The organism is Amycolatopsis pittospori (assembly GCF_013870525.1).
Taxonomy (GTDB): Bacteria; Actinomycetota; Actinomycetes; order Mycobacteriales; family Pseudonocardiaceae; genus Amycolatopsis; species Amycolatopsis pittospori.
This window is the reverse complement of the sequence record NZ_JACBXD010000136.1, coordinates 1-14,250: the sequence shown is the minus strand read 5'-3', so window position 1 is coordinate 14,250 and position 14,250 is coordinate 1. Positions and strand designations below refer to the sequence as shown.

Here is a 14,250-nt window from a genome sequence, read left to right as displayed (position 1 = left end):
CAGCGGACGAGGTCGCCGGGCGACGTCGCACTGCGCCACGACGGTGCCGCTTCCCGCAGCCACGCCGAGATCACCGTCGGCGCGAGCGGGCCCGTGCTGGCGGATCTCGGTTCCCGCAACGGGACCTTCCGCAACGGCGAACGGGTCACGGGGCCTGTCCCGCTCGCTCCCGGCGACCTCGTCCGCTGCGGCGACACGGTGCTGGCGGTGACGAGCGGCGGCGTGCCGCTCAGCGCGGTGGACGGGACCACACGCGCGTAGTCCGGGCGAGCTGGGTGGAAGGTGTTGCGAAAGCCACTTTCGCAACGTTGAAGGTTGCGAAAGTGGCTTTCGCAACACCCGCCGTGAGGCCGGGCGCCAAGGGTACGAGACACCTTTGACCCTCTCCGGACACCCGAATGGCCGGTGGACAGGGGCCGCCGGGCGTGGTGCGGTTTAAAGCCCGAAAAGACCCGAAGGGATGCCCCGTGCCGGAGCCTGAGGTGGCACCGGAACCGGCGGAGTCCGCCCGGCGGTCGGCCGCCGCGCTGGAAGAGGCTGAAGAGCGCTTCGCCTTGTTCTACGAACATTGCCCGCTCGGTGTCGTACTCGCTGACGCCGACCGGGTGATCGGCGCGGTCAATCCCGCCTTCTTACGGCTGACCGGCGCGAGCAGCGAGGACGACGTGATCGGTGTGCGCGTCGACGAACTCGGCGACGGCTACCGGAATCGCTCCGTGCTCGGCAGAACCCTCGACGGGCTGGAACCCGGCGGCAAGGTCGTGGAGCAGCTCGCGATCGGCGCGGCCGACGAGGACGTGCGGTTCGTCCGGCTGACGGCCACGACGCTTTCGCGTGACAGCCGCAGGCACACGATCCTGATGTTCGAGGACGTGCACGAACTGCGGCGGCTCCAGGAGACGTTCCAGCACCAGGCGCTCCACGATCCCTTGACCGGTCTGCCCAACGGCGTGCATTTCCGGACCAGACTGGAGACCCTGCTCGCCGCTCGCGAGCGCGGGCGGATCGCGGTGCTGTTCCTGGACGTCGACGGCTTCAAGGTCGTCAACGACGGGCTGGGCACCGAGGTCGCGGATCTGGTGCTGCGCGGCGTCGCGGGCACGCTGCGGACGGTTTTCGCCGAGGACGGCGCCTTCGTCGCGCGGCTGTTCGGAGACGGGTTCGCGGTGGCGCTGCACGGAGATCTCGAACCGGCGGCCGTGGTGAACCTCGCCGAGCTGGCGATCGGGGAGCTGGCCAAACCGGTCTACGTCGACGACATCGGCGTCGGCGTGAGCGCCAGCGTCGGGATCGTCGTCTCCGACGTGCCCGGTGCGGAGTACCAGGAGCTCATCCGCTCCGCGGAGGTCGCCCTGCATCGCGCGAAGGAACTCGGCAAGGCGCAGTGGGTGCTGTTCGACCCACAGGCCGGCAGAACCGATCGACACCGCTACCGGCTCGCTTCCGCCATCGCCGGCGCGCTGGAACTCGGCGAGATCAGCGTGTCGTACCAACCGCATGTCGTGCTTCCGGACGCGCGGATCGTGACCTCGCTCAGCGCCGTCCTGCTGTGGAACCATCCCGCCCACGGGCCGATCCGGGCGGAGAAGTTCTTTCCCCTGGCCGAAATGACCGGGATGACCGTCCCGCTCGGCAAGTACCTGCTCGCGGAGGCGTTGCGGACGAAGGCCGAATGGCAGGCGCGGTTCGGGGACGGGGCGCCGATGGTGTGCCTGACGCTGCCGCGCCGGATGGCGATCGACGCCGATCTGGTCGGCATCGTCCGCGCGGAACTGGCCCACGTCGGACTCGAACCGCGGCACCTCATGCTGTGCGCCGAAGCGGACGCCCTCCTCGACGAACGCGGCGACCTGGTCGAATCACTCGGTCACCTGTGCCGGCTCGGAGTGCTGTTCATCCTCGTCATCACCGGTCTGCCGGATCTGGAGCTGATCCCGGACTACCGGGTGTCCGCGCGGGGCGTGCTGCTGACCGGCCAGCTCGTCGACGTCCTCGGCGACGACGATCCGCCGGAGCCCGCGCGGCGCAACGTCCGCCGCGTCGTGGAGCGGGCCGGAGAACTGGGCCTCAAGGTCGGCGCCCTCGGCGTGCGTTCGAAGAGCCACGCGGACGCCCTGTGCGACCTCGGTGTGATGGTGGGAGGAGGGACCTACCTGCCCGAACACCTCAGCCGTGAGGAGGCGGAGATCTGGGTGGGCCGGACGTTCCCCCTGGATTGAGGGCCGGAGAGCGCGCTCTCCGGCCCTGACCTCACTGGCAGGCTTCGCAGTCGGGGTCGTCGATGCGGCACGCGGCTCCGTCGGTGAGCGGGAAGTCGAAGTCGTCGAGCGCGGGGACGGCCAGAGCGGTGGTGGCTTCTTCCGGCGTGGCGGTGGCGGACATGTCACTCCCTTGAAGGCGAACGGGTTTCTTTCCTCTATGTAGCGCTCAAGATCGACGGTCATTCCGTGACGCGCGACACACGACCAGACGCGACCTAGGGCGTGTTTCATAAGTCTGTTCGATGGGCTTCGTGATCCAGGTGGTTCGTGCCGTCAGGGGCCGCCTGGGCGCGAAGACCGCGAACCCGACTTGTGAAACACGCCCTAGCCGTTCAGGTGCTCGTTCAGATGGGTGAGCGTGGTGTCGAGCGCGACGGCGTAGACCGCGATCCGGCCGGCCCACCGAGTGAACGTCCTCGCCCGCGGCGCCGAGACGGACACCGTGAGCAGGTCGGCGATCAGGTCGTGGACGATCCGCCTCGTCTGGGCGACCAGGACACCGACGCTTTCGGTGATCTCCGCCAGCGCCGCCGAAATCGAGCTGAGGCCCTTGATGGCCTCGATGTTGTTGCCCATCAGACGCCGGTGCTCGTCGGCTTCGTCCCCGTACCAGCCGGAGATGTCGAATTCGACGAAGTCCTCCAGCTCGTCGGCGATGGCGGCCAGTTCGACGGCGATGTTGCACCAGGTCGCGGCGTGCGAGGCGATGACGTCCGGTTCGCCGGTCAGCCGGTCCAGGACGTCGCGCAGGGGCTCGACGTCCTCGATCCGCCAGCCCGCCCGCGCCATCGGACGGATGGTCACCGGGGCGATCAGGGACGGCGAGGCGGCGACGCGGACCGGGTCGGACACCGGGGTCTCGTCGCTCAGCGTGTCACCGATGAGCCTGAGGTTCTCCTCGACGAACTCGACCAGTTCGTCCTGACGGGTGTGCTTTTCCTGGAAGTTCTCGGTGACCCATCGGCACAGCCGCCCGTAGGCGCCGTCCGCGCCCGCGATCGCGGAACTGGCGTCGTGCACCGCCGCGAACCGCAGCCGCGCGGCCGCGATGTTGCCGGCATGCCGGGCGATCTGGCCGGCTGCCCCGGTACGGCCGTGCACGTTCGCCCCCCTCGCCGCCGGTCGTGGTCGGCAGCACGCTACCGCCGCGACCCGGCGGACGAGAGGGGTTTTCGCGGATCAGACCGCCGCGAGGTCCTTGCCGGGCAGCAGCCCGTTGGGGATGTCGGTGACACGCCAGGAGTCCACGCGCAGCTGGACGGTCTCGATGGGCGTGTCCAGGAACGGCGCCACGTAAGGCACCTTCGCGACGAGCCGGTCGCGGGCGGCCTGCGCCTCGTCGCCGTCCAGGATCTCGGCCCGGACCATCGCCTGGAGGAACGGGTCGGCGGGCGAACCGGTGGAGACGATGACCGAGGCCACCGGGCTGTGCCGGAGCGCGGCCAAGGTGCGGCCTCGCCGCTCCAGGACGAGAACGAGGGTGAACAGGTCGGACTCGGCGAAGAACACGCCGTTCACCCAGGGGCCGGATTCGCCGGCGGTGGCGAGGTACAGCGACTGGTGGGTCGCCAGCGTGGTCCGCGCGAGGGCGGAGACATCGGTCGTGGACATGGCACCCACTACAACCCGCCCGCCCCGCCGGACCAAACCCGACAATCATATCGGGCGATTTTGGCTACCCGATCACGGAATTCACCGCCCGGAAGAGGTCCTCCGCGGCACTCACCGCCTGATCGAGTGCTCCGGGTTCCGCCTTCAGCCCGGCCACGATCGCGTCGATGTCCCGCAGGCCCGCCCGCGACAACAGCCTTTTCTCGTTGGTGACCCATTCGCCGCGGGCCGCCAGCACCGCGTGCGCCGTCTCCATCGCGGCGGTGGCGAGCGCACCCGCGACCTCGGTGGCCTGACCGCGCGGGACGAAGGCACCCCGGGTGTAGCGCAGCGTCAGCTCCGCCCGGCCTCGCCACATCGGCGGAGCCGTTTCGCGCAACGCGTCCGGGAACGCGGGCTGTGGCAGGTCTCCGCGCAGCACCCGGTTCACGGCGAGCTCGGCGACCACCAGGTAGCTCGGGATACCGGCGAGGTGGAACATCAACGGCTCCCAGTGGAACCGGCCCTGCCGGGCTTCGGCGAGGTGATGTTCGACGGCGTCGAGATCGCGGTAGTGGACGTCGGCCCGCCTGCCGTCGATCGTCAGCCACGCCCCGCCGTTGAACACCCCGCCGCCCCAGGCGCCAATTTCGGAGATCTCGCCGTCCCAGCCGACGGCGCGCAGATCCGCCGGGTCGAAGCCGCCGCGGTAGTAGACGGCGAAATCCCAGTCGCTGTCGGGGGTGTGCGTGTTCTGCGCCCGCGATCCGCCGAGGGTGACGGCCCGCACGGCGGGCAGGGCCGCCAGGGTGTCGGCGACGTGGGCGAGGAAGGTTTCGTCAGTCATCGGATGACGGATTCTAAGGATGTTCCCGGGGGTGCGCGACGCGTTATTCGTTGGAGCCGCATCAGAATGAGATGTCCCCGTGGACGTCACGGGCTTGCACGACCTTGCCCGAAACGGTGCCCGAGACCGTGTTCACCACGCCGCCGGTCTCCGCTCGGTGCCCGGCCGTTCGATCCCATTCACGGCGAAGCCGTTCCGCGAACGCCGGGTCTTCGGCTTCGGCCGTGGACAACCGTGTCGCCAGCGCCCGGACTTCGGAGGAATCCTCTGCCGCGCCTTCCGCGGCTTCGAGCACCGCCGTCGCCTCCGGGTCGTCGGAGAATTTGTCCTTCACCAGCTTGTACAAGCCGATCACGGAACGGGCCGCGAGCGCGGCGGCGAGGGATATGAGGACCGGTTCTGGCATCGGATCGCTCCCCGTCGGTTCCGGTCGATCGCGGTCCTCGCCAGACTACCGCGACTCGGCCGCCCGGCGGTGATGGTGCCCGGACCGGAGTCCGGGCAACCCGTTGTGCGTCAGCAGTTCCACCAGTTTGCGACCGCTGCGAAAAGCGTGGGTACGGCATCCAGCGCAGCGAGAATCGTGGGAGTAAGCAACTTGCTCCTTGGGAAAGTGAAAAATGGGGCAGGGGCTGCCCGTCACCCCGACCCGACCGGCAGCGTCGGCAGGTTAGTGGATCTTGCTGCGCGGCCGCAAATCTCCCAAGCTACGGAAAGTTGGTTACTGACCAGTTCAGCATGCACTTTTAGTGGCGCATCGCCCGGTGGAACCGTGCATGGCGGCAAATATTCACTCTTTGCGGTGAGTCCGTCTACCTAAAGGGCGAGGAGGCGCCGGAAGGGCGACGGTGTCCTCGTCGCCCGACCTCGCGAGCGGCACGACCGGATCGGGGCCGTCGATCTCGGCGACGAGAGCGTCGAGTTTCGTCGCTTTCCGTTCCCTGCCGGTGTCCCGGTAGAGCTCGGCGGCCTGCCGCCACACCCACCGCGCGTCCTCACGGTTCCCGCGATCGGCCAGGATCCGCCCCAAGGCCACCAAGGCCCTGGCCCGCCCGTTGACATGGTTCGCCCGTTCGGCCAGTTCGATGGCGTGCTGGGCGTACCGCAACGCGTCCCGGTCTTGCCGCCGAGCGTGGGCGAGCTCGCCCATGACGGTGTACAGGCGCATCGCGGCCGTCAGACCGCGGACGTGTTCCAGAAGCTCATACGCGGGACGCTGGTGGGATTCCGCGGCGTCGAGTTGTCCGAGGGTCGTGAACAGGTCGACCAGCGCGGTGTGAGTGGCGACCGTGCCCGTCACGTCGTTCGCCTTCCGGCGAAGGTCGAGTGCCAGCCGGTAGTAGGGAAGGGCGTCGTAGTGAAGGTCGAGTTCGATGAGGGCGTCGCCGAGCCGGTGGGCGGCCACGGCGCGACGTTCCTGATCGCCGATGGACCCCGCGAGCCGCAGGCACTCCCGGTAGATGGTGACGGCCTCGGGAAGCCGGCCGGCGTACTGGTGCCTGCGGGCGACGTTCAGCATCACGGTCACCTCGCCCATCTCCATCCGATGCCGCCTGGCCAGCTCGAGTGCCTGGTTCAGGTACCGGTCCGCCAGGTCGTCCGCTCCGGTGATCAGGTGGATTTCGCCGAGGTCGTTGAGAGAAGACGCTTCCGCGTGGATGTTTCCGTCCGCGACCGCGGACGAGATGGCGACGGTCATCGTGCTGATGCCGTCTTCGTACAGCCCGTAGCGCTTCAGTGCGTCGATCAGGCAATGCGGTAGACGCCACCCATAGCCGTGCAGGCCTTCGTGTGCGGCATAGAAGATCGCCGATACGAGATTGGAGCGCTCGAGCAGGCTCCAGCGAAGAGCTTCAGACGCGTCGTCGAAACGGTGCGGGACGCAGCCCGGTTCGATGGCGGGCAACGGCGGTCCTTGCCGATGGGGGAAGGCGGTCCGCCGCGCCGCGTCCGCGCTGTGCAGGTAGTAGGACAGCATGCGGCGCTGAGCCGTCGCGAATTCTTGATCGTCCCGGACGAGGATGGCCGCGTAGCGGTGCAGGAGATCGTGGACGCGGTAGCGATCGATGTCGGCGGGCTGGAAGACGAGGTGGGCCGAAACGAGCGCGTCCAGTGCCCGCTGGGTCTCCAGACGGGTGGCGGCCGCCATCGCGCTCAGCGCTTCGACGCTGATCTCCGCCTCCGGGTGGATTCCCAGCAATCGGAAGACGCGGGCGCCGGCCGGGGTCAACGCCCGGTACGCCAACGAGAAGGCCGAGTTGAGACTCGCGTCCGTGCCGTCGCCGTCATCGCCGATGTGCAGCAGGATGTCGGGATCCCGCAGCTGCCGCACGAGGGTGGTCAAGGTCGTCCCGGCCCGGTTGGCGGCACGTTCGGCGATGAGGGTGAGGGCGAGCGGAAGCCCGTCCGCGATGCGCGCGAGCTGCGCGACGGCCTCCGGTTCCCGAGCTGTGCGCGCGCCGATGCGCCGGACCAGGAAATCGGTCGAGTCGGTCAACGGCAAGGTGGTGAGGGTGAGATTCCGGACGTCATGGCGGACCGAAAGCGCGGTGAGACGACGGCGTGAGGTGATCAAGACGACGCATTCGGCCAGCGCGGTGAGCAGCGGGCGGACATGTGCGCTGTCCGCCGCGTTGTCCAGGACGATCAGCATCGGGTGTTCGGCGAGAAGCGATCGCAGCTTGGTCTCGCGACCGGCCGGGCCGGTGATGAAGTTGACGGGATAGCCCAGAGCGTCGAGGAGGGTGTCTATCACCTCCGCGACGTCGACGCGCGGCGCGGTGCCGTCACCATGGAGGTCGATGAAGAAGGTGCCCAAGGCGTGCCGGGCACTGGTGCGGTGCGTCCATTTCACCGCGGTGGCGGTCTTGCCTACTCCGGCGGCCCCCACAAGGGCGATCACCGCGGGGCGCGGCGGGCCTTCGTTCGCTCCGGTGAGCTGGTCGAGAGACGTCAGGAGTCCTTCTCTGCCGGTGAAATCAGTGACGTCGCGGGGTAATCGGCGCAGCAGCAGTGGGACGTTCGGTTCACGACGTGGCGAGGGGAGCCAGGTGGCCGTGGGCGGTGGCTCGGGCTGAGGGAAGGAATCCTGGAAATGCCGGAGTTCCTCGGCGCCTTGGTGGTCGCCGTCGTCGAGGAGCTTCCTGCGGGCCGCGAGATAGTATTCGTTGGCATCGTTGTGGCGCCGCAGTTTGTGCAGCAGAGTCAGCCTGCGACGGGCGAGACTGACGATCAACCCGTGCTCGCGTTGGAGATCATTGAGCCTGCGAAGCGCGGGGTCGTACTTCTCCAGTCCGATGTACGCGTCGATCAGCAGGCCGTTAGCGGGTATCCACTCGTCGGAGACGACGGAATTACGCCAATTCTCCGCCCATTCCGTGTGCACTTCCGCCAAGGGAATGTCCCGCCAAAGCGGGAGAGCGCCTTCGAGCAGTGATCGTATTCGTTCGTGATCGTGTTCGCGCGCGGCTTGATGCGCCGAAGTGATCAGTTCGCTGAGTCGGAAGTAATCGATCGACTTACGATCGACACTGAGTTGGTAACCGCCCCCGGTGTTGTCGAGTCTCGCGTTCGTGTCGCTGTCCTGCAGGGTCGCGCGTACCCGGTTCGCGTACGTATGCAGTGTCGCACCGGGATTCTGAGGTCTTCGCTCCTCCGGCCATGCTTGCCGGACGAGCGTCTGGATGGGAATGTGCCGACCGGCCTGCGCGAGCAGCACGGCGAGGACGGCGTGTTCTTGTGCCCTTCCCCATTGCACGGTCAAACGGCCGTGCATCCGTACGATTGTCTGGCCGAGAAAACCGAGTGAAATGAGCTGCTCCACGGCGCCTCCCCTCCCAAGGTGTCACCGAAGTGACCGCGCTCCCATGGACGAGTTTCGCAGGTGAATCCGGATCTGGCCAGTTCGCAAGGGGTCTGACAGGCATCTGTCATGTCTCTGGCATCTCGTGAAAGGAGTGTGTTATTCCCGGAACAGGGGGGTGAACGACCGGGCCTCCACTCTTTTCCGCAGTGACGATGAATCGTTGAAACGAGTGGAGGCGGGAATGGCGGAACGACTACGAATTTCGTCGGTCGTGGGACGGGGGCGGTCATGACAGGGGGCTCTTGGGCGCGTGTGCCGGGAAGCAGGACGGCCGAGCGATGGCTTACGCGGACGGGTTGCCGCCGGGTGCTCGCGGTGGTGCCGCATATGACGGCCGGCACCCGCTTGGCGGACGTGCTGCCCTTGCTCGAGGCCGATCACCGGGTCCAAGTCGCCTTCACCATCCCCGACGGCCCCGACACCTGGCCCGGCGTCGATGAGTACCTGCGCCGTTCGGGCGGGCTCGTCCTGCCATGGCACCAGGCCCTGCGGATGCGGTTCGACCTGGCGCTCGCCGCCAGCTATGTGGACATAGACAAAGTGGATGCGCCGGTGATGGTGCTGCCCCATGGCACCGGGGGGATCCGGTCGCGGGTAAGCCCTCAGACGGTCGACGTGATCCCTGGACACCCCAGGGATCTGCTCGTGCGGGACGGCCGGGTGGTCCCGGAAGCGGTGGTGTTCGCCCACGAGGACGACGCTCAGAGGATGCGACGGGCCTTTCCCGAGGCCGCTTCGCGGGTCGTCGTCGCCGGCGACGTGTGTTACGACAGGATCCGGGCGAGCATGCCCTTACGGCTGCGCTACCGGGATGCGGCCGGCGTCGAAGCCCACCAGAAGCTGGTGATGGTCAGTTCGACCTGGTCACAGCATTCCCTGTTCGGCGGGAACCTGGATCTGATCACCCGGCTGGCCACGTGTCTGCCCCGCCATGAGTATCAGGTGATGGTCGCTCTGCACCCGCTGACGTGGTCGGCCCATGGAGCCCGGCAGGTTCGGGCGTGGCTCGCCGAGGCACTCGAAGCCGGTATCCGGCTCTTGCCACCGGACGAAGGCTGGCGGGCGGCGTTGGTCGCGTCGGACTGTGTGATCGGGGATCATGGCTCGGTGACGCAGTACGCGGCCGGGCTCGGAAGGCCGGTGCTCCTCAACCCCGGCTCCGCGCTCGACGTCCGCAAGGGAAGCCTCGCGGGCAGACTCTGGAAGGTCGCTCCGGTTCTCGACCCCGCCCGGCCCTTGCGTACCCAGGTGGAAGACCTCGTCGCCGCGTGTCCCCGGCGTCGCCTCGCCGCCATCGAGAAACGGATCACGTCGATGCCGGGAGGGGCGGGAGTCCGGCTCCGGGAGGAGATCTACCGGATTCTCGGGATTCGCGAGCCGGACCGTCCGGTTCGAGCCGCGCCGGTACCGTTGCTCACCCGAGAATCGCCGGGCATATGAGAGCACGGGCGTACGGCGCCGCCGTCGAGGTGTGGTGGACGGACGAATGCGGCCTTGCGGACCACGTGCTGGTGGCCTGGACGAGCCGGACGCCCGAAACCTGGCTGCGTCGCGCGGACCTTGTCCTCTGTCCGGCGGCTCCGGACGGCGCGTGGCGGTGCGCCGGCGACGTGCTGCGCGCGTTGCCCGGAGCCTCCGCGGTCATCGCCGGCGACTTGGTCCGGTTCCGGGATCACCGGTCCGTCCCCGGCCCGTTTCGGGCGGTGGTCGAACCCGGTATCGCCGGCTGGCACCGCTATTCCGACTGTGGTTCGGAAGAGCGTTCTGTTTCGCTGGCGATCGCCGCGATCCGGGATTCCACCCGGTGTGCTTTGAGATCTCTCGATTTGCGATAGATCTCCAGCGCTTGTCGAAGATGGACGCGGGCTGTGTGAGTGTCGCCCTCGCGCAGCCTGCTTTCCGCGAGGCTTTCGAGTGCTTCGGCGAAATAAGGATCCGCTCCAGAATGGTTCAATGCCGTCGCTGCTTCTTCCAATAGTCGAGAAGCATCGCCGATGCGCCCCAGAGTGAGATAGGAGGTGCCGATTCTCATCTGGGCTCGTGCGTGAAGAACGGTGTCGCCGATTGCCAGGGCTTCGGCGGCCGAGCGGTCCAGGTACCCGATCGCGTCTCGCATCCGGCCCAAGGCGGCACAAGCCTCTCCGATCCGCCTCAGATGCAGTGCCACACCCCGGCGTTGGCCCGCCTGTTCCGCGAGCCTTAAGGCGCGGGTGAAGCACTCCAGCGCGTTCTGGTGTCCTCCAGTGCTTTGGGCGACGACGCCGAGATGTTCCCACGCTGTCGCCTCGCCGCTGATGTCTTCGATCGTTTGCGCGGCTTTCAAGGAGGCCGAGAACTGTCTCCGTGCGTCCTCGTATCTCTCGGTGTTGAGGTAGGCGTAGCCGAGCTGGATGTGCATACGCGCTTCGGCGGCGGGGTCTTCGCAGTGCCGCGCGGCGTCCACGGCCCATTTGTGCGTCTTTTCCCAATGGTGGTAATGCTTGCGATAGAGGAAGAAGCCCCACAAGCCTTCGCAGAATTGCCAGACCTCATTCCACCAGCCATGGTCGACGGCCGCGCGCATGGTCGCGACGACGTTCGCTAGTTCCTGTTCCACCCAGTCCAGGGCGTCTCGTGTGCCGGAGAACTGAGACGACAGCTCTCGCACCTGCGCGTAGCGCGGGCTGAGCCGATGGCGATGCGGGATTATCACGAGGTCCGCCTCGACAACGTTGTCGAGGTACCAGTCGAGCATTCGCCGGAGCGCGCTCACCCGGGTCGCCTGGTCATCGACTCTGGCCGCCTGCTGGCGCGCGTGCACCCGGGCGAGGTCGTGGAACTGGAACCGATCGGGCCCGATGTCGGTCAGCAAGCTCGAGACGACCAGGGAATCCAAGGCATCCTCGGTCTCGAGCGCCGTCCGGTCGATCGCGGCCGAGGCGAGGCCGACGCCGAAGTCGCGACCGGGGTGGAGGCCGAGCAGCCGGTAAACGCGCGCCGTCTCCGTGTCCAGCTCTTCGGAGGAAAGATCGAAACTCGCCTGCACGATCGCTTCGTCGGCGATGCTCAAGGCCGACAGGCGCCGCTTTTCGTCGGCGAGGACCCCGACCAGGCGGGAAATCGGCCACCGCGGTCTCGTCGACAGCCGTGCGGCCGCCACACACAGGGCGATCGGCATACCGCCGCAGAGTGCGACCAGTTCCCGCGCGCGCTCGAGCTCGGTCGTGACGCGCTGAACTCCCACGGTTCTCTTGAGCAGGGTCAAGCCGGCGGCTTCGTCCAGCGGATCGACGACGAGTACTCGCGCGCCGTCCATGGTCAGAGCGCCGAGACGCCATCGGCTCGTCACGACGACGACGCTGTCCGGTGACGCCGGCAGCAGCGGGCGTACCTGTGCTGCTGAGTCCGCGTCGTCGGCGAGTACGGCGAACCTTTTTCCCGCGGTGACGGATCGATACATGGCAGCCTGTTCGGCGATCTCGGCGGGCACCTGCTCGGAGGGCACACCGAGAGCCCGGAGAAAGCCGCCGAGTACGTCGTCGGGAGTGGTCGGTCCATCGGCGCTGAAGGCGCCCAGGTTCACATAGAGCTGGCCATCGGGGAAGCGGTCGGCGTGATTCGTGATCCAGCGTGACGCGAGCGCTGTCTTCCCCATTCCGCCGGACCCGGTGATCACCGCCAAGGCCGGGCCTTGACGATGGTCGTCTTCCAGCAGCCTGGTGAGCGCGGTCAGCTCGCGTTCCCGGTCGGTGAACGACGCGGACACCGGAAGCAACTGTCGCGGCACGACCGGCTTCGCTCCCTGATGGAGGAAGACGTCGCCGTGAACGGCGCCGACCTGTACCGAGGTTCCGGAGACGTCTCCGGTTACTTTGTTCTCACGTCTATCGCCTGATTCCATGGTGAACAGCACCCCCTGCGCCGAGTCTGGTCACACGAGCCCCGTCGCGGTACCGCCCTCACGGCGAAGCTGCATGTGATGTTCGACTACAAATCGGCGCGGACCCGGCTCTGGCGGAGTTCTCAAAAGGGTAGATTCCCACCGGATCTTGCTTTCCGGAGAGACGCCACTCGAACGGTGTACGTAACTCTGGACTGCGAGAGCCTGCTCGCGGTCTTACCCTCGGAAGGTCGAGCCGCCGCACGAACGGGAGCCGCGAATGACCACGATCCCTGGACGACTTCGGGAGCCTTTGGCGCTTGTCCCGTTCCTGATCGCCGTGGCGGTGGCCGCGGTCGTCGGCGGGCTGGCCGCGGCGGACGCCCGAACTGTCTACAGTGGACTCGAACTGCCGCCGTTCGCCCCGCCCGCCTGGCTGTTCGGTCCGGTGTGGACGGTTCTGTACCTCGGGATCGCGGTGTCGGGCTGGCTGTACTGGAAATCCCGCGGCGACCGCGCGGGGCTGCTCTGGTACGCGGCACAACTGGTGCTGAACGCCGCTTGGACCCCGCTGTTCTTCGCCGCCGGGGCGTACACCGTCGCCCTGGTCGACATCGCCCTGCTCGACGTCGCCATCGCCGTCACCGCGCTGTACTTCCGCCGCACGTCCCGGGTTTCGGCCGCGTTGCTGCTGCCGTACCTCGCCTGGACGTTGTACGCGACGGCGCTCAACGCCGCGATCGTCGTCCTCAACTGACCCCGAGACCGATCCCGAGCGGCAGGGTGGCGGCGAGCCCCTTGGCATGCCTGCCGTCGAGACGTTCCAGGGTGAGTCCGCCCCGGCGCGCGGCGAGTTCCAGGTCCCGGACGGCGTGTTCCACCGCTTGAGCGCCTGCGGCGGCGACCCGGATCGCCGCGCTGACCTGGGGCTCCTTCTCGTCCGCGGTCCGGCGTGCGGTCACGGCGAGCGTCACGGCGGCCCGGGGCACGGCGGCGAGCAGGCGGTGTGAGAGCTGGGCCGCGGGCGCGGGTGACAGCGCGGCCCAGCCGTCGAGACGGAAGGTCGCCTGCGAGACCGGTCCGCTGTGCCAGAACCGCCATTCCTCGCGGATCCGTGCCCGTCCGGCGGTCACGTGCGACAGGGAGGCGAGGGTGCCGAGGACCTCGTTCTCGGCCAGCGCCCGGACCGGCAGGCCGTCGCGCCGGAGTTGCCGCCGCACGCGCCGGACCGTGTTCCCGAGTGCCTGCCGCATATCGGCGTCGCGGTGGACGTCGGCCGTGCGCAGCGCCTGCAGCGCGACCCAAGCGCGCGGTGGCCGCGAGCGATCCGCGCCGGCGTGGTGGATGACCTGCGCGGCGATGTCCACCACCTGTTCCCCGGTGGGCGGCAGCAGCGTCCGAGGCGACGGCATCGGCTGTTCGCGTGCGGCCGATTTCGGTTGCAGCACGGCGGTGATCCCGTCGGCGCGGCTGACCATGAACACCGTCTCGTCGCCGATCTCGCCGGTGGTCCCGACCGCTTCCGGCGACAGCAGGCCCAGCAGCGCCCGGCCCGCCTCGCCCGCGTTCCGCAGATCGCGGTCCCGGTCACGCACCAGATAGCCCGACGCCGAACCGAGCCATGCGTAGAGCCAGCGCCCGCGGACCCGGATCGCGGTCAGCGCCACGGCCGCCACGGCGACGGTGACCACCACGGCGGCCAACGGCCAGGGCCGGCCCGCGACCAGGACCAGCGCGACGAGGACGAGTTGCCAGCAGATGATCTGCAGCACCCCGATCCGGCCGGGACGGCGCTTCGCGGCCACTACCGGTGGGGCAGGCGGTGGTG

At 68.2% G+C, this 14,250-nt stretch carries 12 protein-coding genes; 4 read left to right on the top strand and 8 right to left on the bottom strand.

Annotated elements, in window-relative coordinates:
- A partial coding sequence (locus H5J31_RS37760) for an FHA domain-containing protein (RefSeq protein WP_181777454.1) occupies window positions 1-261 on the top strand: 261 nt, incomplete at its 5' end.
- 206 nt (window positions 262-467) lie between these two features.
- Window positions 468-2,219, top strand: a complete 1,752-nt coding sequence (locus H5J31_RS37755; RefSeq protein ID WP_181777453.1) for a diguanylate cyclase domain-containing protein — start codon at window positions 468-470, stop codon at window positions 2,217-2,219.
- A gap of 31 nt (window positions 2,220-2,250) precedes the next feature.
- On the opposite strand, the gene H5J31_RS40310 is transcribed toward H5J31_RS37755, so the two are convergent.
- From H5J31_RS40310 to H5J31_RS37730, 6 genes are all read right to left on the bottom strand, one after another.
- On the bottom strand, window positions 2,251-2,382 hold the full coding sequence (locus H5J31_RS40310; RefSeq protein WP_268881499.1) for a hypothetical protein: 132 nt from the start codon (window positions 2,380-2,382) through the stop codon (window positions 2,251-2,253).
- A gap of 203 nt (window positions 2,383-2,585) precedes the next feature.
- Window positions 2,586-3,362, bottom strand: a complete 777-nt coding sequence (locus H5J31_RS37750) for a hypothetical protein (RefSeq protein WP_181777452.1) — start codon at window positions 3,360-3,362, stop codon at window positions 2,586-2,588.
- Between the two features lie 78 nt (window positions 3,363-3,440).
- A complete protein-coding gene (locus H5J31_RS37745) occupies window positions 3,441-3,872 on the bottom strand; it encodes a pyridoxamine 5'-phosphate oxidase family protein (protein WP_181777451.1) in 432 nt (143 codons plus the stop codon).
- Window positions 3,873-3,936: 64 nt separating this feature from the next.
- Window positions 3,937-4,698, bottom strand: a complete 762-nt coding sequence (locus H5J31_RS37740; protein ID WP_181777450.1) for a nucleotidyltransferase domain-containing protein — start codon at window positions 4,696-4,698, stop codon at window positions 3,937-3,939.
- Between the two features lie 61 nt (window positions 4,699-4,759).
- Complete coding sequence (locus tag H5J31_RS37735; protein WP_181777449.1) at window positions 4,760-5,104, bottom strand: hypothetical protein; 345 nt, start codon at window positions 5,102-5,104, stop codon at window positions 4,760-4,762.
- Between the two features lie 384 nt (window positions 5,105-5,488).
- Window positions 5,489-8,473, bottom strand: a complete 2,985-nt coding sequence (locus H5J31_RS37730) for a tetratricopeptide repeat protein (protein ID WP_181777448.1) — start codon at window positions 8,471-8,473, stop codon at window positions 5,489-5,491.
- 318 nt (window positions 8,474-8,791) lie between these two features.
- On the opposite strand from H5J31_RS37730, the gene H5J31_RS37725 reads away from it, so the two are divergent.
- Window positions 8,792-10,003, top strand: coding sequence for a hypothetical protein (locus H5J31_RS37725; protein WP_181777447.1), 1,212 nt, complete (start codon window positions 8,792-8,794; stop codon window positions 10,001-10,003).
- 295 nt (window positions 10,004-10,298) lie between these two features.
- Here the strand turns inward: H5J31_RS37725 and H5J31_RS37720 are convergent, their stop codons facing one another.
- Entirely contained in the window at window positions 10,299-12,455 is a 2,157-nt protein-coding gene (locus H5J31_RS37720; protein WP_181777446.1) for an ATP-binding protein, read from the bottom strand.
- 247 nt (window positions 12,456-12,702) lie between these two features.
- Here H5J31_RS37720 and H5J31_RS37715 point away from each other — a divergent pair, with 247 nt between their 5' ends.
- Window positions 12,703-13,179: a TspO/MBR family protein gene (locus H5J31_RS37715; protein WP_181777445.1), complete on the top strand. Its 477-nt coding sequence runs from the start codon at window positions 12,703-12,705 to the stop codon at window positions 13,177-13,179.
- Here H5J31_RS37715 and H5J31_RS37710 read toward each other — a convergent pair.
- Window positions 13,172-14,250 (bottom strand): type VII secretion protein EccE (locus H5J31_RS37710; protein ID WP_207899449.1); only part of this gene is annotated, 1,079 nt, incomplete at its 5' end. The genes H5J31_RS37715 and H5J31_RS37710 overlap by 8 nt on opposite strands.